The sequence below is a fragment of the Falsigemmobacter faecalis genome (genome assembly GCF_003863335.1).
Lineage (GTDB): Bacteria > Pseudomonadota > Alphaproteobacteria > Rhodobacterales > Rhodobacteraceae > Wagnerdoeblera > Wagnerdoeblera faecalis.
On record NZ_RRAZ01000005.1, the window covers coordinates 1 to 18833 of the forward strand.

Annotated in this window: 21 protein-coding genes; 9 read left to right on the forward strand and 12 right to left on the reverse strand. The window is 63.6% G+C overall.

Annotation, left to right across the window (positions count from 1 at the left end; all coding sequences use genetic code 11):
* The 8 genes from EG244_RS21415 to puuE all read right to left on the reverse strand — a co-directional run.
* Positions 1-235, reverse strand: a 235-nt coding sequence (locus EG244_RS21415) for an IS66 family transposase (RefSeq protein WP_407644027.1), incomplete at its 3' end; no start/stop codon positions are given.
* A 192-nt stretch (positions 236-427) separates the two neighbouring features.
* Positions 428-646, reverse strand: a complete 219-nt coding sequence (locus tag EG244_RS21420) for an IS66 family transposase (protein ID WP_407644030.1) — start codon at positions 644-646, stop codon at positions 428-430.
* A gap of 202 nt (positions 647-848) precedes the next feature.
* Positions 849-1199, reverse strand: coding sequence for an IS66 family insertion sequence element accessory protein TnpB (tnpB, locus tag EG244_RS04210; protein ID WP_124963766.1), 351 nt, complete (start codon positions 1197-1199; stop codon positions 849-851).
* Complete coding sequence (locus EG244_RS21425) at positions 1196-1483, reverse strand: hypothetical protein (protein WP_407644028.1); 288 nt, start codon at positions 1481-1483, stop codon at positions 1196-1198. The genes tnpB and EG244_RS21425 overlap by 4 nt, the downstream gene beginning before the upstream one ends.
* Positions 1484-1779: 296 nt before the next feature.
* On the reverse strand, positions 1780-3258 hold the full coding sequence (locus EG244_RS04220; protein WP_124963767.1) for a nucleobase:cation symporter-2 family protein: 1479 nt from the start codon (positions 3256-3258) through the stop codon (positions 1780-1782).
* 81 nt (positions 3259-3339) lie between these two features.
* Positions 3340-3828 carry an ureidoglycolate lyase gene (locus EG244_RS04225; RefSeq protein ID WP_124963768.1) on the reverse strand — a complete coding sequence of 163 codons (489 nt, stop codon included), beginning with the start codon at positions 3826-3828 and terminating at the stop codon, positions 3340-3342.
* Between the two features lie 81 nt (positions 3829-3909).
* The gene (locus tag EG244_RS04230; RefSeq protein WP_124963769.1) at positions 3910-4752 is read right to left on the reverse strand and encodes a bifunctional allantoicase/(S)-ureidoglycine aminohydrolase; all 843 of its coding nucleotides are present in this window, start codon (positions 4750-4752) and stop codon (positions 3910-3912) included.
* The gene (gene puuE, locus EG244_RS04235) at positions 4749-6149 is read right to left on the reverse strand and encodes an allantoinase PuuE (RefSeq protein ID WP_124963770.1); all 1401 of its coding nucleotides are present in this window, start codon (positions 6147-6149) and stop codon (positions 4749-4751) included. The genes EG244_RS04230 and puuE overlap by 4 nt, the downstream gene beginning before the upstream one ends.
* A 157-nt stretch (positions 6150-6306) precedes the next feature.
* Here puuE and uraH point away from each other — a divergent pair, with 157 nt between their 5' ends.
* The 7 genes from uraH (at position 6307) to EG244_RS04270 (ending at position 11941) form a co-directional block, all read left to right on the forward strand.
* Positions 6307-6663: a hydroxyisourate hydrolase gene (gene uraH / locus EG244_RS04240; protein ID WP_124963771.1), complete on the forward strand. Its 357-nt coding sequence runs from the start codon at positions 6307-6309 to the stop codon at positions 6661-6663.
* Between the two features lie 3 nt (positions 6664-6666).
* The gene (locus EG244_RS04245; RefSeq protein ID WP_124963772.1) at positions 6667-7119 is read left to right on the forward strand and encodes a GNAT family N-acetyltransferase; all 453 of its coding nucleotides are present in this window, start codon (positions 6667-6669) and stop codon (positions 7117-7119) included.
* Between the two features lie 227 nt (positions 7120-7346).
* Positions 7347-8504, forward strand: coding sequence for an ABC transporter substrate-binding protein (locus EG244_RS04250; RefSeq protein ID WP_124963773.1), 1158 nt, complete (start codon positions 7347-7349; stop codon positions 8502-8504).
* 80 nt (positions 8505-8584) lie between these two features.
* Positions 8585-9499: a branched-chain amino acid ABC transporter permease gene (locus EG244_RS04255; RefSeq protein WP_124963774.1), complete on the forward strand. Its 915-nt coding sequence runs from the start codon at positions 8585-8587 to the stop codon at positions 9497-9499.
* A gap of 2 nt (positions 9500-9501) precedes the next feature.
* Positions 9502-10491: a branched-chain amino acid ABC transporter permease gene (locus EG244_RS04260; protein WP_233588911.1), complete on the forward strand. Its 990-nt coding sequence runs from the start codon at positions 9502-9504 to the stop codon at positions 10489-10491.
* Positions 10488-11246 carry an ABC transporter ATP-binding protein gene (locus EG244_RS04265; protein ID WP_124963775.1) on the forward strand — a complete coding sequence of 253 codons (759 nt, stop codon included), beginning with the start codon at positions 10488-10490 and terminating at the stop codon, positions 11244-11246. Before EG244_RS04260 ends, EG244_RS04265 begins: the two co-directional genes overlap by 4 nt.
* A complete protein-coding gene (locus EG244_RS04270; RefSeq protein WP_124963776.1) occupies positions 11240-11941 on the forward strand; it encodes an ABC transporter ATP-binding protein in 702 nt (233 codons plus the stop codon). Before EG244_RS04265 ends, EG244_RS04270 begins: the two co-directional genes overlap by 7 nt.
* Positions 11942-11971: 30 nt before the next feature.
* Here EG244_RS04270 and zapE read toward each other — a convergent pair whose 3' ends face one another.
* Both zapE and EG244_RS04280 read right to left on the reverse strand, forming a co-directional pair.
* Positions 11972-13063, reverse strand: a complete 1092-nt coding sequence (gene zapE, locus EG244_RS04275; RefSeq protein WP_124963777.1) for a cell division protein ZapE — start codon at positions 13061-13063, stop codon at positions 11972-11974.
* Positions 13064-13111: 48 nt separating this feature from the next.
* Entirely contained in the window at positions 13112-13945 is an 834-nt protein-coding gene (locus EG244_RS04280) for a sulfotransferase family protein (protein ID WP_124963778.1), read from the reverse strand.
* 140 nt (positions 13946-14085) lie between these two features.
* Here EG244_RS04280 and EG244_RS04285 point away from each other — a divergent pair, with 140 nt between their 5' ends.
* Both EG244_RS04285 and EG244_RS04290 read left to right on the forward strand, forming a co-directional pair.
* On the forward strand, positions 14086-15663 hold the full coding sequence (locus EG244_RS04285; protein WP_124963779.1) for a DUF5928 domain-containing protein: 1578 nt from the start codon (positions 14086-14088) through the stop codon (positions 15661-15663).
* Positions 15664-15677: 14 nt separating this feature from the next.
* Complete coding sequence (locus tag EG244_RS04290; protein WP_124963780.1) at positions 15678-16064, forward strand: HIT domain-containing protein; 387 nt, start codon at positions 15678-15680, stop codon at positions 16062-16064.
* A gap of 90 nt (positions 16065-16154) precedes the next feature.
* Here EG244_RS04290 and EG244_RS04295 read toward each other — a convergent pair whose 3' ends face one another.
* Positions 16155-18173 carry an oxidoreductase gene (locus EG244_RS04295; protein WP_124963781.1) on the reverse strand — a complete coding sequence of 673 codons (2019 nt, stop codon included), beginning with the start codon at positions 18171-18173 and terminating at the stop codon, positions 16155-16157.
* 69 nt (positions 18174-18242) lie between these two features.
* Positions 18243-18830, reverse strand: coding sequence for a DUF1285 domain-containing protein (locus EG244_RS04300; RefSeq protein ID WP_124963782.1), 588 nt, complete (start codon positions 18828-18830; stop codon positions 18243-18245).
* Between the last annotated feature and the right edge of the window lie 3 nt (positions 18831-18833).

The following is an 18833-nucleotide window of genomic DNA, read 5'->3' on the forward strand; positions in this document are numbered from 1 at the left end:
CACCTTTGGCCATCAGCGGCACGCTTGTATCGTCTCCATGCAATCTCCCGGCCGCCAGCACATGGGCACGGATCAGGTCGGGGAGGGGCTGCAATGCCACCGCACAGGTGCCAACCTGATCGGCCAATGTCGGGAGGCTGACCCCGACACCTTCCTTTGCATAACGCTCCGCCTGCCTGTGGAGCGGCTGGTGCCGGCCCCTCGCCATGGTCTCTCGGACCAGTGGCGTTCCCATGGCTCGATCTCAAACAACACCATCGCCAGGAAATTCGGCCCTGCCCAGCCCCGTGGTGTCGGGTGGAAAGGGGCGGGCGGCTGGCTGATCCGCTCGCAGTCACGGGCCGGGTGAATTTCTCGCGCACCGTCTGGATGACCCTCCACTGGCGCGGGACGACTTCCAGCGTCTCGGTGATGTCTTCGCCCATCTTCACGATGCGCCCCGAGCCGCAGCAGATGCAGGAGGTCGGCGCCTCGACCAGCACGCGCTCGCGCGGCAGATGGACCGGGAACGGCCTGCGCCCTGACCGGCTTCCCGATCTTCAGGCTGCAGTTCAAGCGGCTCAATCAGGCGGGCATGGCGCTCGGCGCTGTGGCCATATTGCTCGCGGCGCAATTTGGCGATCTGCAGGCGCAGGTGTTTGATCATCTCATCGGCGGCAGAGGCGACCGCCTGGGCCTGGCTCAAAGCCGCACACGTGGCTTGCAGGTCAGCCTCCGGCCCGGAGGCGCGCGCCTCGGCCGCGCTAAGGGCGGCGATGAGGGAAGCGATATCGGGCGCGGTCTCAGGCAGGGAAGAAAGCTACCCCATCAGAGCCATAAAATCCAACAAAACAAGGATAATAGAGCAATTATCCTGCCGATGCCGGCCGCTGTGTCCACCGCGGATTGCGCCAGTCGATCCCTTCCGGAAGATAGCCGGGCTGTGCACTTGAGACAGGCACGGCGGCTCCGCTCTGACTGACGGGCCAGATGAACTTGCCCGCCTCCAGCCGCTTCAGATAAAGCGACATGCCAACGCCGTCATGCCAGAGGATCTTGATCAGATCGCCTTTGCGGCCGCGGAAGCAGAAGATCTCGCCACCATGCGGATCACGACCCAAACCCTGCTGCACCTTGAGCGCCAGAGTGTTCATACCGCAGCGCATATCGGTGACACCGCCCGCGATCCAGACTTTGCCCCCCGCAGGCAAGGCAATCATAGCGGATCTGCCACGCAAAGAAGGACAGTCAGAACCTCCGGCGCCAACCCGGCCGAGAAGCTGATCCGCCGTCCGTTGCTCAGAAAGAGGTCGATCCGATCCGCTGCTGATCTCTCAGCCGACCCTATGCCGGATGCCGCAACACCGGCCTCCAGCATCAGTGGCGTAAAAGTTGGCCTGTCGCTTACTGCGCTGTCAGAACCCTGTCGCAGTTCCCGCCGCCAGATCGACAAAAGAGAGCGTGAAATACCGTAACGACGTGCCGTGGCCGACCCTTGCCGCACGCCCCGATAACTCTCTTCGACAATCCGCAGCTTGTCCTCATCGCTCCAATGACGACGCCGGCCACTTCATCGGCCGTGAAAATCTCGATTGAGGGAGAATGTGTAGAAGATGACATAAGGCAATGCCTTAAGCCTATTTGCAAAATCAGGGCCCTGTCCGCAAGGATACGCATAAATCGCAGTGCAGCGGCGGGCGGATCAGACCTCTGGCCTGCGCCCGGTTCAAAAAAGGCCCCGGCGTTTGCCGGGGCCTTTCTGCGGTCAGTGTCAGTCTCAGTGTCCGGGGGGACCTTGCCTCAGTGGTCGGCCTGCATGGCCGCCGCGCGGGCCTCTTCTTCCGAGCCTTTGGCACCGTTGAAGAAGGCGTTCAGACCCACCGCCGAGATGGAGGCCAGCAGAATGCCGCTCTCGATCAGCGGGTGCAGATCATGGGGCAGCCAGATCAGATATTTCGGCGCGATCAGCGGGATCATCCCCATCCCGAGCGAGACCGCGATGATAAAGAGGTTCGCGCGGTTGGTGGCGAAATTCACCCCCGCCAGAATGCGCACCCCGGTCGCGGCCACCATGCCGAACATCACAATGCCCGCACCGCCCAGCACCATGGTCGGGATGGATTCGACGAGGGCCGCCACTTTCGGCAAAAGGCCGAGCACGATCAGAATGACGCCGCCCGCCACACAGACCCAGCGGGACCGGATCCCGGTTACGCCCACAAGGCCGACGTTCTGGCTGAAGGAGGTATAGGGGAAGGTGTTGAAGATCCCGCCGATCAGCGTGCCCAGCCCGTCGGTGCGCAGCCCGGCCGACAGGCTCGCGCGGTTGAGCGGGCGCTCGGTCATATCGCTGAGCGCGAGGAACATGCCGGTCGATTCGATCATCACCACGATCATCACCAGGGTCATGGTCAGGATCAGGATCGGATCGAAGGTGGGGATGCCGAAGTGGAAGGGCAGCACGATCCCGACCCAATCGGCATGGGCGACTTTGTCAAAGCCCATCTGCCCGCTGGCCACAGCCACGGCGATGCCGATCAGGATGCCAAGGAGCACCGAGATATTGGCGATAAAGCCCCGGCCGAATTTGGCGATCAGAAGGATCGAGACCAGCACCACGGCAGAGACCATCATGGCCCCCGGGGTGGCATAGGCCGGGTTGTCGAGGCTCGGCGCCAGGCGCACGCCCGCAGGCGGGGCGGGAAGGCCCGCGGCGGCGGCGGCCTCGGTGGCGGATTTCAGCCAGTCGGCATGGGCCGGGTCGACGATCTGCGGTGCGGTGGGGCCGACGGGGGTGCCGAAGATCCAGTTGATGCCGACCCGCATCAGGCTGACGCCGATGACGAGGATGATGGTGCCGGTGACCACGGGCGGGAAAAAGCGCAGCAGCCGCGAGATCAGCGGCGCGATGAAGATGCCGATGATGCCTGCGCCGATGATGGCGCCGAAGATCGCCCGCGCCCCCTCATGTCCGGGGCTGGTCTGGGCGATGGCGACCATGGGGCCCACGGCGGCAAAAGTGACGCCCATCATCACCGGGAGTTTGATGCCAAACCAGGGGCCCGCGCCAAGCGCCTGGATCAGCGTGGCGATGCCGCAGACGAAGAGATCGGCGGAGATCAGAAAGGCCACATCTTCGGGCGAAAGCTGCAGCGCGCGGCCGACGATCAGCGGCACGGCCACCGCGCCTGCATACATCACCAGAACATGCTGAAAGCCGAGCGCGAATAGTCTTGGGGGCGGCAGAATTTCGTCCACCGGGTGGATGCTGCGGGTCATCGGTCTCTCTCCCTCGGGCGCGGTTTTTTATCGGCCGGAGCCCGTGACCGCGCCCGGCCACAGCTCCGGGGGCAGTCAGGGTCAGCTCTCGGGGGCGATCACCGTGAAGGGCTGGTCATAGGTGAATTCTTCAAGGTTCGGCGTCGGCCCGATGCGGTCGACCACGGCGAAGAGGCCGGGGGCCTGCAGCGGGGTCAGCACGCCATGCCAGGTGCCGCGGTGAAAATTGATCGCCTGACCGGGGGCAGAGAGGAACGCGCGCGGCTTTGCCTCAGGCCCGTCGGAGACGATGATGAGAAAGCCGTGTTCGCTCATCGGGATGAAGGCCTGACTGCCCTCGGGGTGGCGCTCGATGAGGCGGAACTCATAGGGCAGGCTGCGCGGGCGGGCGCTGAAGACCGAGATGCCGGCGCGGCCCTCGGGGCCGAAGTCGAGTTTGGCGCGGTCATTGTGGCGCTGGCACCAGCCCTCATTGATGAGGCGGAACTCGCCCGTGGCCTCCAGCAGCTCGCCCCAGGGGGCGAAGGCTTCGGCGGTCAGGGGCTCAGGGGTGATCCGGCGGTCTGTCATGGGCGGCCTTTGTTCTGGGTGGTGAGGCCGGGGGCTGCCTGCCCCCGGACCCCCGGGAGTATTTTTAAAAAGCCAAAGCGCTCAGCGCGCGGGGCCGAAGGCGCCGGGGCCGCGCAGTTTGGCGTGGCGGTTGACGTCTTTGTAGAGGAGGTAGCGGAAGGGTTCGGGCCCTGCGGCGTAGCAGGCCTGGGGGCAATAGGCGCGCAGCCACATGAAGTCGCCGGCCTCTACCTCGATCCAGTCCTTGTTGAGTTTGTAGACGGCCTTGCCTTCGAGCACGTAAAGGCCGTGCTCCATGACGTGGGTTTCTTCAAAGGGGATGAGGCCGCCGGGCCGGAAGGTGACGAGATTGACATGGGCGTCGTGGCGCAGGTCGTCCGGCTCGACGAAGCGGGTGGTGCCCCAGCGCTCCTGGGTGTCGGGCATCCAGCGGACGGCGACGTCCTGCTCGCGGGTGACGAAGCTTTCGGGTGTGCTGATGCCGGCGGCGGGTTCCCAGATTTTGCGCAGCCAGTGGAAGCGGGCCGGGGTCTCGCCGGTGGCTTTCAGCGACCAGGGGGCACCTGGGGCGAGATAGGCGTAGGAGCCTGCGGTGAGGCTGTGGGTCTGGCCGTTGAGGGTGAGGGTGGCCGCACCCGCCGTGACGAAGAGCCAGGATTGAGCGCCGGGGTCATTGTCGGGGGTGTCGGAGCCGCCGCCGGGGCTGACCTCCATGACATATTGCGAGAAGGTTTCGGCAAAGCCGGACATCGGTCGGGCGATCATCCAGAGCCGGGTGGCGGTCCAGCCGGGGAGGTAGCTGGTGACGATGTCTGAAAAGCAGCCCTTCGGGATGAAGGCATAGGCTTCGGTGAAGACGGCGCGCTGGGTCATCAGCGCGGTCTGCGGGGGAAGGCCCCCGGTGGGAAAGAAATAGCCGCTCATTTCAACAGATCCTTCAGGCGCAGTTCGGCGATGCGTTCGACCTGTTTGCAGGCCTCGGCGAATTCCGTGGTGCTGTCATTGGCGGTCCGGGCGCGGAAGGCGCCGAGGATCGAGGTTTTGGAGTGATCGCGCACGGCGAGGATGAAGGGAAAGCCATGGCGGGCGACATAGGCCGCGTTCAGCTGCTCAAAGGTGGCGCGCTCGTCGTCGGTGAGGGCGTCGAGGGCGGCGCTGGCCTGTTCGGCGGTGGATTCGGCCGTGAGGCGTTTGGCCAGGGCGAGTTTTCCGGCGAGATCGGGATGGGCGCGCAGCACGCCGAGGCGCTCTTCCGGCGAGGCCGAGCGGAAGGCGCGGGCGAGGAGGGAATGGACGCCCGTGGCGCTGTCATGCGCCGGGCCCATCTCCATTTCAAAGGCGCGTTCGGCGATCCAGGGGCTGTGCTCAAAGATGCCGCCGAATTTGGCCACAAAAGCCTCGCGCGGCATCTGTGAGGGGCGCTCGCGGCGCCGGGCCGGGTGTTTGGCGGCCCAGTGTTCGGCGATCTGCGTGCGGGTGGCGAACCAGGCGCCGCCTTTGGCTTCGGCATAATCGAGGAAGCGGATGAGGCCCGCGATTTTGCCGGGGCGGCCGATCAGGCGGCAGTGCAGCCCGATGGAGAACATCCGGCCGCCTTCGGCGTGGAGCACGTCGAAGCTGTCCTTGAGGTATTGGAAGAACTGCTCGCCCTCAATATAGCCGGGTGCGGTCGCAAAGCGCATGTCATTGGCTTCGAGGGTATAGGGGATGACCAGCTGGTCGCGGGCTCCGGCTTCGATCCAATAGGGCAGATCGTCGTCATAGGTGTCGGAGATCCAGTCGAAACCCTCTTCGGCGGTCAGGCGCACGGTGTTCATCGAGCAGCGGCCGGTATACCAGCCGCGCGGGCGCGCGCCGGTGACCTCGGTGTGCAGGCGCACGGCTTCGCGGATCTGGCGGCGCTCTTCCTCCTCGGGCATGTCTTTATGCTCGACCCATTTGAGGCCGTGGCTGGCGATATCCCAGCCTGCGCTTTGCATGGCGGCAAGCTGTTCGGGGGCGCGGGCCAGAGCGGTGGCCACGCCATAGATCGTCACCGGAAGATTGCGGGCGGTGAACAGGCGGTGCAGACGCCAGAAGCCCGCACGGGCGCCATAGTCATAGATCGATTCCATATTCCAGTGGCGCTGGCCCGGCCATTGCGCGGCGCCTGCGATATCGGAGAGGAAGGCCTCGGACTGGCCGTCGCCATGCAGGATGTTGTTCTCGCCACCCTCTTCGTAGTTCAGCACCAGGCTGATGGCGACGCGGGCGCCGCCCGGCCAGTCTGCTGCCGGGGGGGTGGGGCCATAGCCGGTGAAGTCACGGGGGTAACGCTGCATCTCGCTCTCCTTGCCATCTGCGAAGGCGAATTTACCCTGAAAACCCGGGAGATGTTTTCAAGAAATTCCGAAAAGACTTATGGTGACGAGCGAATCGCGCTTTGCCCGGACTTCCGGCAGAGTGCTGTGGAACCGGGCAGTTGTGAAAGGATGTCTGATGGCGGGATGGCTGACCACCCATGTGCTTGATACCGCGCGGGGCTGCCCGGCGGAGGGATTGAGCATCACGCTTTATCGCCTGGAGGGCGGGGGGCGCGAAGAGCTGGTGACGCTGGTGACCAATTCGGACGGGCGCACCGACAGCCACATTCTGCCCGCAGAGGCCTTCCGCACCGGGCAATATGAGCTTTTGTTCCGGGCGGGCGATTATCTGCGCGCCACCGGACAGGCGGCTGAAGCTCCGCTGTTCGTCGATGAGGTGCCGATTCGTTTTGGCATGGCAGATCCGCAGGCGCATTACCATGTGCCGCTGCTGCTCTCGCCCTATGCCTATTCGACCTATCGGGGGTCCTGAGGCATGGCATTGGTGATTCGCCCTCCGGGGGAGGGTGACCGGCAGGCCTGGGGGCGGCTCTATCAGGGCTATGCCGATTTTTATCAGGTAAATCAGACAGAAGAGATGCGCGACCGTGTCTGGTCCTGGATCGCTGAGGGGCGGGCAGGGCAGCAGGCGCGGGTGGCGGACCTGGACGGGCAGCTGGTGGGCTTTGCGCATTTCCGCCCCTTCCTGCGGCCTCTGGCGGCCAGCACGGGGGGCTATCTCGACGATCTGTTTGTCGATCCTGAGCTGCGGGGCGGCGGTGTTGGTCGGGCGTTGCTGCTGGAACTGGCGCAGATTGCGGCCGCAGAGGGCTGGTCGGTGATCCGCTGGATCACGGCGGCAGAGAATGTCACCGCGCGCCGCCTTTATGACAGCCTGGCCACGGCCACCCCTTGGGTGACCTATGACATGCGGCCCGAGGCAGGTTAACCATCTGAGAAATATGGGTAGATTTGGGCAGGGCATTGACCTTGCAGCAATCCCCCGCCAAAATTGGAAAAGCCCGCACCGGGAGGTCGCGGGCTTTCCTGCATCCCCCAGGTCGCTTTAATTTATTTTAAGGTTGAAATGATTAAGACGCTCGCTAAAGTTTTCCTGACCGGAAAACCGGCGCGCCCGGGTGAGACACCCGCGGGAACAGAAACAGGGAGAGGCTGATGAGAAAACTGCTTTGCGCTGCCAGCATGCTGGCTTTGACGACGCTCCCGGCGATGGCGGAGCCGGTGAAGATCGGTGTGATCACCACGCTTTCGGGGCCCGCGGGCTATATTGGCGAGCAGGTGCGCGATGCGATGCAGCTGGCCGTCGACCGTGAGGGTGGCAAGCTCGGCGGTGTTGAGGTGCAGCTGGTCGTTGAAGATGACGCGCTGAACCCCGGCACCGGGCGTCAGATCGCTGAAAAGATGGTCTCGGATGAGGGCATCAAAGTCCTGACTGGCATCATCTTCTCCAATGTCTCCGGCGCTGTGGTGCCCGATGTTGTCGACAATGGCGCCTTCTATATTTCCTCGAATGCCGCCCCGTCGAACCTTGCCGGCAAAGAGTGCCACGAGAATTATTTCGTGGTCTCCTGGCAGAACGACAGCCTGCATGAAGCGACCGGCGTGGCCGCGAAATCGCTGGGCTATAAAAAGGCCGTGGCGCTGGCGCCGAACTATCAGGCCGGTAAAGACGCCATCGCAGGCTTCAGCCGCATGTTCGGCGGCGAGGTCGAAGAGATCTATACCCAGCTCGATCAGACCGATTTCGCCTCTGAGATGGCCCGCATCCGCGCCGCCAATCCGGAAGTGGTGTTTCAGTTCCATCCCGGTGGTCTGGGTCTGACCTTCCTGAAACAGTATCAGCAGTCGGGTCTGCTGGGCCAGGTGCCGATGGTGGTCTCGGAGCCTTCGATTGATGGCGTGATCCTGCAGGCTGTGGGTGAGGGCGCGGTCGGCATCAAAGGCTCGACCCATTGGGAAATCGATTTCGACAACGAGGCTTCGAAAGAATTCGTCTCGTCCTGGAAAGCGAAATATCCGGATCGTCCGATCACCTATTACGCGCAGGAAGCCTATGATTCGGCACTGCTGATCGGCTCGGGTCTGGCCAAAGCCGGCAGCCCGGAGAAGGCGGATGAGTTCCGCGAAGCGCTGCGCGCGGCGGATTTCGCCTCTACCCGGGGTGCGTTCAAATTCGGGGCCAACCAGCATCCGGTGCAGAACTGGTATCTGACCGAAGTGGTCATGGGCGCAGACGGCAAGCCGGTCGGCAAAAGCCAGGGCATGATCCGCGAGATGGTGGGCGACGTCCACGCCGCTGACTGCAAGATGTAAGTCTTTGCGGCGGGGCCTTCCTGGCCCCGCCCCTTCTGTCGCGGCCCTGCGGCTGACCCCGAAGCTGAACGGCGGTTTTGATGATCCTGATCCTTGAGCAGCTTTTGAACGGGCTGCAATATGGCGTGATGCTGTTTTTAATGGCAGCGGGCCTTACGCTGATTTTCGGCATTATGGGGGTGATTAACCTCGCCCATGGCTCGCTGTTCATGGTCGGGGCCTATGCCGGCACTCTGGCGGCGGCTCAGGCGGGAAACTTCTGGATTGGCATTCCGGTGGCCATTGTCGCGGCCGGTGTGGCCGGTCTGGTGGTCGAGGCGGTGGTTATCCGCAGACTTTACGCCCGCGATCACCTCGATCAGGTTCTGGCCACCTTTGCACTTTTGCTGATTGCCAATCAGGGTGTCACGTATTTCATCGGCCGCCAGCCGGTGCCGGCCAATATCCCCGCAGCGCTCGCGAGCCCGATTGAGCTGCTGCCCGGGCTGATCTACCCGCCCTATCGGCTGGTGATTATCGCGGCGGGACTGCTGGTGGCGCTTGGGCTTTACTGGCTGATCAACCGCACCCGCATCGGGATGCTGGTGCGCGCGGGGGCCACCAATCGCGAGATGGTTCGCGCGCTCGGCGTGGATATCCGGCTTCTTTATACGGTGGTCTTTGGTCTGGGCGCGCTGCTGGCGGGGCTGGCGGGCTATCTCTCGGGGCCGATTTCTGCGGTGCAGGTCGGCATGGGAGAGCAGGTGCTGCTGGCGACCTTTGTGGTTGTGGTGGTGGGCGGTGTCGGCTCGATCCGCGGGGCCTTCTGGGCGGGGATCCTGCTGGGTGTGGTGGATACCATGCTCAGGGCCTTTCTGCCGGGGCTGCTGCGCCAGGTGATGCCCGCCTCTGAGGCGGATGCTTTGGGCATCGGCATTGCCTCGATGGGAATTTATCTGCTGATGGCGCTGGTTCTGCTGATCCGCCCCAAAGGCCTCTTTGTGGCGGGGCGGTAAGCGTGGAGAAACGAAAAACACTCGGGCTGGCCCTGGGGCTGGCGGTTCTGCTGGCCATGCCCTGGCTGATGGAGACCTTCGGATCGTCTTCGGCGCTGTCGCTGGCCTCGCGCATTCTGGTCTATTCGATCGCGGCGGCCTCGCTGAACCTGGTGCTGGGCTATGGCGGAATGATCAGCCTTGGCCATGCGGCCTTCTTCGGGATGGGCGGCTATGCGGTGGGGATCCTTTACGCCCATAACGGCGGTGATCCCTTTCTGGGGCTGATCCCGGGCTCAAACCACCTGCTGGTGACGCTGCCTGCGGCCATGCTGCTGGGCGGCGCGGTGGCGGCGCTGATCGGGGCTTTGTCGCTGCGCACCTCGGGGGTGCAGTTCATCATGATTACGCTGGCCTTTGCGCAGATGCTGTTTTTCTTCTTCGTCTCGCTGAAGGCTTATGGCGGCGAGGATGGCATCATCATCCGCCGCCCCAATGAGTTTTTCGGGCTGAACCTGCGGGACCGCACCACGGTCTGGTATGTGGTCTTAGGCTTCTGGCTGGCCTTTATGCTGGTGCTCTGGCGGGTGATCGGCTCGTCCTTCGGGGCGGTGCTGAAGGGCATGAAGCAAAATGAGCGGCGGATGGCGGCCATGGGGCTCGCGCCGTATCGCTACAAGCTTTACGCCTTTATCCTGTCGGGCATGGGGGCGGGGCTTGCGGGGGCGCTGATGGCAAATCTGATGCGCTTTACCAGCCCCGATATGCTGCATTGGACCAAATCGGCCACGCTGATGACCATGGTGATCCTGGGCGGGGTGGGGACCTTTTTCGGGCCACTTCTTGGCGCGGCGGCCTATCTGATCCTTGAAACCTGGCTCGGCGGTCTGACCGAATACTGGCAGTTCTGGCTGGGGCTTATTCTGCTGGCGGTGGTGCTTGGCACGAAGGGTGGCCTTGTGGCGCTGGTCGCGGGCCTTTGGGCACGACTGACGGGAGGGGCACGGCCATGAGCGACAGAGTTCTGGATGTCCGGGGGCTGGTGAAGCGCTTTGGCGGTCTGACGGCCACCGATCACGTCACCCTTGATCTGCAGCGCGGGGAGATCCACGCGCTGATCGGCCCCAATGGCGCGGGCAAGTCCACGCTGATCAACCAGCTGTGCGGCGAGCTTGCCCCCGATGAGGGCGAGGTGCGGATCATGGGCCGCGATGTGACAGGGCTGGGCGTGCCCGAGCGGGTGGGCCTCGGCCTTGGGCGGACCTTTCAGATCACCTCGCTGCTGACGGAGATGACCGTGGCCGAGAATATCGCCCTTGCCGTTCAGGCGCGGCGCGGCGGCAATTTCCGCCTCTTTGACCGGCTGCGCGGGCGCAAAGAGGTCTGGGCCGAGGTCGGGAGCCTGTTGCAGGGCAGCGGGCTTGCGACCCGCGCCGGGATCCGGGTTTCGGGTCTCAGCCATGGTGAGAAAAAGCAGCTTGAACTGCTGGTGGCGCTGGCCGGAAAGCCTGCGTTTTTGCTGCTCGATGAGCCGATGGCGGGCCTTGGCCACAGCGAAAGCCAGGAGATGGTGCAGGTTCTCAAACGCATCGCGCAGGAGGTGCCGATGCTGCTGGTTGAGCATGATATGGAGGCGGTCTTTGCCCTGGCCAGCCGCATTTCGGTGCTGGTTTACGGGCGCATCATCGCCACCGGCAGTGTTGAGGAGATCCGCAACCACCCGGAGGTGCGCGAGGCCTATCTCGGCCAGGAGGATGAGCTGTGCTGAAAGTTGACGCGCTCGCTGCCGCCTATGGCGCAAGCCAGGTGCTTTATGATGTCTCGCTTTCCATCCGTGAGGGCGAGGTGGTGACGCTTCTGGGCCGCAACGGCATGGGCAAGACCACCACGGTCCGCGCCATCATGGGGCTGTTGAAACCCCAGGGCGGGCAGCTGGAATTTGGCGGCCACAACATCCGCGGTCTGGCCCCGGAAAAGGTCGCGCGTCTGGGCGCGGGTCTGGTGCCCGAGGGGCGACAGATTTTCCCGACCCTGACCGTGCGCGAGAACCTGATTGCCACCGCCGCCAACCGGCTGAAGCGCACTGCGCCCTGGACCTTTGAGAAGGTCTGCGACCTCTTTCCGCGGCTCGGTGAGCGGGCGGGGCAGATGGCAGGCACGCTTTCGGGCGGTGAGCAGCAGATGCTGGCCGTGGGCCGCGCGCTGATGACCAACCCGAAGCTTCTGATCCTCGATGAGGCGACCGAGGGTCTGGCCCCGGTGATCCGCGCCGAGATCTGGGGCGTGATCGGGCGGCTGAAAGCCGAGGGGCAGTCGATCCTTTTGATCGACAAAAACCTCAGCGTTCTCAAGCGGCTGGGCGACCGGCACCATATCATCGAAAAGGGCCGCACGGTCTGGACCGGCTCTGGCGCAGAGATCGAGCGGGACCGCGAAAAGGTTCAGGCCTGGATCGGGCTATAAGAAAAAGCCGGGCGCAGAGCCCGGCTTCTTTTATTCCGTCCCGGCACCCCAGGCGGCATCCTGCATCTCGCGCAGGCGCGAGGCGGTGCGCTCAAACTCAAAAGCGCCGGTGCCTTCTTCGTAAAGCTTTTCCGGGATCTCGGCGGCAGATGCGATCAGGCGCACCTTCGCCTCATAAAGCGCATCGACCAGGGTGACGAAACGCTTTGCCTCATTGTTATTGGCGGGCGAAAGGCGCGGGATGCCGGTCAGGATCAGCACGCGCACGGCTTCGGCAATGGTGAGATAATCGCCCGGACCAAGCGGCTGTCTGCACAGCGCCTCAAAAGAGGAAAACGCCACGCCGCTGGCCACACGGTCGAGCGTCAGCTCACGTCCATTGACCTGCAGCACCATGGGCTCACCCGCCGCACCGCCGGTCAGATCATCCCAATAGCTTTGCAAAGCGCCGCGTGCCGCGGCGTCATCGGGCGAGAAATAGACCTGCGCCCCCGCCAGACGATGCTGACGATAGTCGTTCGGGCTTTCCAGATGATGAACGTCAAAATTCTGGTTGATCCAGGCGATGAAGGGCACAAAAAGCGCCCGGTTCAGCCCGTTTTTATACAGATCTTCCGGAATGCGGTTTGAGGTGGTGACAATGACCACCCCCGCTTCCGTCAGCAGCTTGAAAAGCCGGCCCACGATCATCGCATCGGTGATATCGGTGATCTGCATCTCATCAAAGGCCAGCAGCCGCAGATCGGCGGCGACTTTGGCCGCGACCGGCGACAGCGCATCTTCGACGCCGGTTTTGCGCACCTCATGCATGGCATGATGGATTTCCTGCATAAACGCATGGAAATGGATGCGCCGCTTGGCGGTGATGGCGGTATTCTCGACAAAGAGATCCATCAGCATGGACTTCCCGCGCCCGACGCCGCCCCAGACGTAAAGCCCCTTCGGGGGCCTCGGCGGGGCTTTGCGAAAGAGCCCGCCCAGCAGGCCCTTTGGCTTTGGCTGGTTCTCTTCGAGCCAGCGGCGCAGGGCTTCAAGGGCAGGCAGAACGGCCTTTTGCGCCGGGTCAGGACGCAGGGTGCCTTCGGCGGCGCGGGCCGCGTAAATCTCGGACAGAGTGCTCATGGGCAGGGCTTAGCGCGGCGGTCTGGCAAGGGGAAGGGGCTTTGAAACTCAGCCTTTACCGGCGCGGGGGCCAAGGCGTGTGTGAACCTCATCCAGATCGACCGGGCCTTTGGGGAATTTATTGTCAGGGTTGTCAAAGTCATAGCGGAAGAGCTGGAAATCCTTGCGGTAGATTTCCCACATCAGATGGCGCGAGAGATCATCGAAATAGGCGCTGACCGGATGGGCGCGTTTCGGCCCATGACCCTCTGATTCGTTGAACTTCGGGATGGTGGCGAGATCGACGGCATGGGCAGAATCGATCCGGTCGAGGACCTTTTGCATGCCCTCATTGAAGCTCTCGGTCGGGAAGATGTGGTCGTAGCGGCCGCCATTCACGATGAAAGTCGAGATATGGCCGGACATCGCGGACCAGTGAATATCCGGCTCCATGGGTTTGCGAAAGCGAATGGTGTCGCGCGCAAACAGCAGAAAACGGCGGAAACTGGCGATCTGGTCAAACTCCTGTTTGCCGTCCTCGCCGCCCACCTCGATGCCGTATTTCTGGATCAGCAGCGGCACCAGATTGCCGCGGTACCGCCGCCCGTTGCGCTGGATGCCGCAGATCTTGTCGAAAAAGCTCGACAGGATCCGCGCATAGGGGTTGCGCACACAGGTAAAAGTGGGGGCGGTATGGCCCTGCACAGCGGCGGTGATCGCCTGCTGGCTGCCCTCCTGGGCCCATTTATGCAGCCCCGTGGTGCTGTCGTGGATATCGCCGTCAAAGAAGCGGCCATGATCGGAATAATACATGATCTGCCCGATGGTCGAGCAGGCGCATTTCGGCACCACGCGGTACATCACGCTGCCGCTTTCCGTCATCCAGGTTCCCGGAAACCCCATGCAATCGCCCTCAATCTCAGTGCCGCCCCAAAGCCTCAGTGCCAGTCCGAAGCGGTGCGGCAGGCTGACAAAGTCTTTTCAATCTTAAGGCCACATCATTAGATAGGAAGGTGGCAGGGACAAGGCAATCAGAACCGCAGATGGCTAAAATCGCTTATATTTTGTTATGCCACAAAGACCCCGAGGGCGTGATCGATCAGGCACGACGGCTGACGGCGGCGGGGGACTTTATGGCGATCCACTTTGATGCGCGCGCGTCAAAGGCGGATTTTGAGGCGATCCGCAGCGCGCTGGCGGGTAACCCTTCGGTGGTCTTTGCGCGCCGTCGGGTGAAATGCGGCTGGGGTGAGTGGAGCCTGGTTGAGGCCACGCTGGAGGCGCTTTACGCCGCCGTCCCCGCTTTTCCGCGGGCCACGCATTTCTACATGCTCTCGGGCGACTGCATGTCGATCAAATCGGCGGAATATGCCCATGATCTGTTGGACCGTGAAGACGCCGATTACATTGAAAGCTTTGACTTTTTCGCCTCAGACTGGATCAAGACCGGCATTCGCGAAGAGCGGCTGATCTATCGGCACTGGTTCAATGAACGCGGTCGCAAGACCTGGTTTTACCGCTGGCTGGAGTGGCAAAAGAAACTGGGGCTGGCGCGGAAGATTCCGGAAGATCTGCAGATTATGATTGGCAGCCAGTGGTGGTGTCTGCGCCGTCTGACGGTGGAGAAACTTCTGAAGTTTGTCTCTGCCCGCCCGGATGTGACGCGGTTTTTCCGCACAACCTGGATCCCGGATGAGACGTTTTTTCAAACCCTTGTGCGCCATCTGGTGCCGGGGTCAGAGATTCGCTCGCGCACGCTGACCTTTTTGATGTTCACCGATTACGGCATGCCGGTGACCTTTTATGATGATCACTATGATCTGCTGCTGGCGCAGGATTATCTTTTTGCCCGCAAGCTCTCACCCGATGCGGACCGGCTGAAGGCGCAGCTGGGCAGTCTTTATACGGCGACCGGGATGGAGTTTCCGGTCTCGGGAGAGGGGCGCAGGCTCTATCTCTTCCAGGCCGGACGCGGACGGCTGGGGCGGCGCTATGCCCCCCGCGCCTGGGAGGCGGGCACCAGTCTCGGGCGGGACCGGGTGCTTTTGATCGTTGTGTGCAAGAAATGGCATATCGCCAAGCGGCTGGTCGCGCGGGCGCGGTCCATGGCCGGGATCGACGGGGTCGAATATCTCTTTAACGAAGACGGCTGCTCATTGCCGGATCTGGGGGGGATTCAATCGACGCCGGACAAGCGGATGCGGCACCGCCGCGCGCTGGTGAAGCTTTTGTCGGAAAGCTTTTCCTCGGACCGGATGATGATCTGTCTGGACCCTGAGAGTTTTGATCTGGTGCGGGATTTTTATGCCGACCGCAGCCAGATCCGGCTGCTCGATATCCTTTGCGATTTTTCCGACGAGTATCTGCGTGGCCACGCCCGGCGGGTGGGGCTGGCGGGGGCGCATACGCCGCCGGAGGTGCTGGCGGGGCTTTTGCCCACCCTGCGCCACGATATGATCTTCGAGGCCGACCGGCTGCGCGATGCCGGACTTCCGGGCTATGAGCGGGTCTCTCAATCCGCCGGGCCTGAGGCCAACCTCTTGCCGCTTGCGCGTTTCCTTGGCATCTCTGAGGCTCAGGCCCGGGAGATCCTCGGCGATGGCTCGCTTTTTAAAGACTGATCGCGGAGGATCAGATGACGTCTTATGCCTATGACACTACGAATATTTTTGCCCGCATTCTGCGCGGTGAAATCCCCTGCAATAAGGTGCTGGAGACCGCGCACAGCCTGGCGTTTCATGACATCGCGCCCCAGGCGCCGGTGCATGTTCTGGTGATCCCGAAGGGGGCTTATGTGAACGCGGATCACTTCGCGCGGGCGGCCTCGGATGCGGAGATTGTGGATTACACCCGCGCGATCGGCCGGGTCTGCGAAGAGCTGGGCCTTTGCCCCGATCAGGGGGGCCTGGGCTACCGGATGCTGTCGAACGGCGGTGAGGCCGGGGTGCAGGAGGTGCCGCATCTGCATGTGCATATCGCGGGCGGCCGGGTGCTGGGGCGCATGCTGGCTCAGCTGCAATAAAGCCGGGCGGGGCCGGCGGGGCGCTGCCCCGCACCCCGTCGGGAGGGGCAGCGCCCCTCCCGATCCCACCCCGATCTCCTGTCTGCCCCCTCAGAGGGTTGCGGCGAGGCGGGCGGCCTGGTCGATGGCGCGTTTGGCGTCGAGTTCCCCCGCCACATCGGCGCCGCCGATGATATGGGGGCTGCGGCCTTCGGCGATCAGCTGATCGGCAAGCCGGCGCAGCGGCTCCTGGCCGGTGCAGAGCACCACCGTATCGGCGGGCAGCAGTTCCGGGCCGTCGCGGGTGATCACTTCCAGACCTTCCGGCGTGATGCGGCTGTAGCTCATGCCGCCGCGCATGGTGACGCCCTTCATGGCGAGGGTTGCGCGGTGGATCCAGCCGGTGGTTTTGCCAAGGTGGCGGCCGGGTTTCTCGGCCTTGCGCTGCACCAGCGTGACCTGACGGGCGGGGGGCTGCGGCTGCGGGCCTTCGGGTGCAAGGCCGCCCGCGGTCAGAGCGGGATCGCCGACGCCCCATTCCTCATTCCAGAGGTTAATATTGAGGCTGGGGCTTTCGCCCTGATGGGTGAGATATTCCGCCACATCAAAGCCGATGCCGCCGGCGCCTGCGATGACCACCCGCCCGCCTGCCGGGGCGCCGTTCAGCAGCTCTGCGTAGCCAAGGACAGTGGCACCGGCCTCTGTCGGGATGCCGGGATCGCGCGGGGTGATGCCGGTGGCGATGAGGATCTCCTCGAAATCCGCCAGCAGATCGGGGCGGGCTTCGGTATTGAGCTGCAGATCGACACCGGAGGCGGTGAGCATGGTGGCGAACCAGTCGACAAGGCCGCTGAACTCTTCTTTGCCGGGGATTTTCCGGGCGAGGTTCAGCTGTCCGCCGATATATGCGCCGCGCTCAAAGAGGGTCACCTGGTGGCCGCGCCCGGCGGCGGTGATGGCGGCGGTCAGCCCTGCGGGGCCTGCGCCCACCACGGCGATGCGTTTGGGCGTGGGGGCGGGGGGATAGCTCAGTTCGGTTTCATGGCAGGCGCGGGGGTTCACGAGGCAGGAGGTGAGCCGCCCGGAGAAGGTGTGATCAAGGCAGGCCTGATTGCAGCCGATGCAGGGGGCAATTTCCGCAGCCCGTCCGCTTTGGGCTTTGGCGACGAAATCGGGGTCTGCGAGGAAGGGGCGCGCCATGGAGATCATATCGGCCTCACCCTCTGCGAGGATGGTTTCGGCCACATCGGGGGTATTGATGCGGTTGGAGGCGATGACCGGGATTGAAACCTCGGGCCGCAGCCGCGCGGTCAGCCAGGCGAAGGCGCGGCGCGGCACCGAGGTGGCGATGGTCGGCACCCGCGCCTCATGCCAGCCGATGCCGGTGTTCAGCACCGAGGCCCCCGCCGCCTCGATGGCCTTGGCAAGCTGCACCACCTCAGGCCAGGTGGAGCCATTGGGCACCAGATCGATCAGCGAGATCCGGTAGATGACGATGAAGTCCGGGCCCACCGCTTCGCGCACGCGGCGCACCACCTCGACCGGCAGGCGGATGCGGTTTTCATAGGCACCGCCCCAGTCGTCGGTTCTGCGGTTGGTGTGCTGCACGATGAACTGATTGAGGAAATAGCCCTCGGATCCCATGACCTCAACGCCGTCATAACCTGCTTCCTGGGCGCGGGTGGCGGCGGTGACGATGTCAGCGATCTGCTTTTCAATCCCCTCGGCATCAAGCTCAACCGGGGTGAAGGGCGAGATCGGGGATTTCACCGCTGAGGCCGAAACGCAGCCCTTGCCATAGGCATAGCGGCCCGCATGCAGGATCTGCATGGCGATGCGGCCGCCTGCGGCATGGACGCGGTCGGTGACGATGCGGTGGTTGGCGATGTCGTCCCCGGTAAAAAGTCCCGCCGCGCCGGGAAAGACCCCGCCTTCGCGGTTCGGGGCCATACCGCCCGTGACCATCAGACCCACGCCACCGCGCGCGCGGGTGGCATAGAACTCCGCCACGCGGTTCCAGTCGCCGGTTTCTTCAAGCCCGGTGTGCATGGATCCCATCAGCACGCGGTTGCGCAAAGGCACGCCGCTGAGGGTGATCGGCTGCGAGAGCAGGGGGTAATGGCTGGTCATGGCTGGTCCTCCGGCGCGCAGGTTGCGCGAGGGGGCGGTTTCTGTCACGGGGGAACCTAGCGTCAGTCCTCAGCTCTCAAGCTCGGAGGAGGGGATGATCGGGAAAAACTGACCGCCCGAGCGGATGCCAAACCAGCTTTGACCCGCGTGCCCGGCATGTTCGCCCAGATCCACGAGGCGGTAAAAGCTTTTGCGGTCGATCCGTGCCTCAAGGCCGCGGCGGATCATGACATAGGGTGCCGGCTCACCGCTGTCGGTGTCGCGGGTGACGCGGATCGGATGCTCCGGCCCGGCGGTCACTTCGTCATCGACATGGGTCGTGAAGGTCAGGCTTTGATCGGGGCCGGGGTTCTGAAGGCGGAAATCCACCGCCATGAAGGGGGCGTCTTCGACCCGGATGCCGACCTTCTCAACCGGGGTGACCAGGAAATATTTCCCGTCCTCCAGCTTCAGGATGGAAGAAAAGAGCTTCACCATCGCCGGGCGGCCAATGGGCGTGCCGAGGTAAAACCAGGTGCCGTCGCGTCTGATCTCCATATCGAGATCGCCGCAGAAATCGGGGTTCCACAGATGGACCGGCGGCGGCCCTTTGCGGGCGCTGTCGCCTGCGGCCTGCATCAGGCTGTCAGCATTCGGGGTCTGCGGTTTCTCAGTCATCAC

Excerpts from the sequence above, each read along its gene's own strand:
- EG244_RS21420 (WP_407644030.1), bottom strand. The coding sequence starts at position 646 with ATGATCAAACACCTGCGCCTGCAGATCGCCAAATTGCGCCGCGAGCAA.
- tnpB (WP_124963766.1), bottom strand. The coding sequence starts at position 1,199 with ATGATTGCCTTGCCTGCGGGGGGCAAAGTCTGGATCGCGGGCGGTGTC.
- EG244_RS04220 (WP_124963767.1), bottom strand. The coding sequence starts at position 3,258 with ATGACCCGCAGCATCCACCCGGTGGACGAAATTCTGCCGCCCCCAAGA.
- EG244_RS04225 (WP_124963768.1), bottom strand. The coding sequence starts at position 3,828 with ATGACAGACCGCCGGATCACCCCTGAGCCCCTGACCGCCGAAGCCTTC.
- EG244_RS04230 (WP_124963769.1), bottom strand. The coding sequence starts at position 4,752 with ATGAGCGGCTATTTCTTTCCCACCGGGGGCCTTCCCCCGCAGACCGCG.
- puuE (WP_124963770.1), bottom strand. The coding sequence starts at position 6,149 with ATGCAGCGTTACCCCCGTGACTTCACCGGCTATGGCCCCACCCCCCCG.
- uraH (WP_124963771.1), top strand. The coding sequence starts at position 6,307 with ATGGCGGGATGGCTGACCACCCATGTGCTTGATACCGCGCGGGGCTGC.
- EG244_RS04245 (WP_124963772.1), top strand. The coding sequence starts at position 6,667 with ATGGCATTGGTGATTCGCCCTCCGGGGGAGGGTGACCGGCAGGCCTGG.
- EG244_RS04250 (WP_124963773.1), top strand. The coding sequence starts at position 7,347 with ATGAGAAAACTGCTTTGCGCTGCCAGCATGCTGGCTTTGACGACGCTC.
- EG244_RS04255 (WP_124963774.1), top strand. The coding sequence starts at position 8,585 with ATGATCCTGATCCTTGAGCAGCTTTTGAACGGGCTGCAATATGGCGTG.
- EG244_RS04265 (WP_124963775.1), top strand. The coding sequence starts at position 10,488 with ATGAGCGACAGAGTTCTGGATGTCCGGGGGCTGGTGAAGCGCTTTGGC.
- zapE (WP_124963777.1), bottom strand. The coding sequence starts at position 13,063 with ATGAGCACTCTGTCCGAGATTTACGCGGCCCGCGCCGCCGAAGGCACC.
- EG244_RS04280 (WP_124963778.1), bottom strand. The coding sequence starts at position 13,945 with ATGGGGTTTCCGGGAACCTGGATGACGGAAAGCGGCAGCGTGATGTAC.
- EG244_RS04285 (WP_124963779.1), top strand. The coding sequence starts at position 14,086 with ATGGCTAAAATCGCTTATATTTTGTTATGCCACAAAGACCCCGAGGGC.
- EG244_RS04290 (WP_124963780.1), top strand. The coding sequence starts at position 15,678 with ATGACGTCTTATGCCTATGACACTACGAATATTTTTGCCCGCATTCTG.
- EG244_RS04295 (WP_124963781.1), bottom strand. The coding sequence starts at position 18,173 with ATGACCAGCCATTACCCCCTGCTCTCGCAGCCGATCACCCTCAGCGGC.
- EG244_RS04300 (WP_124963782.1), bottom strand. The coding sequence starts at position 18,830 with ATGACTGAGAAACCGCAGACCCCGAATGCTGACAGCCTGATGCAGGCC.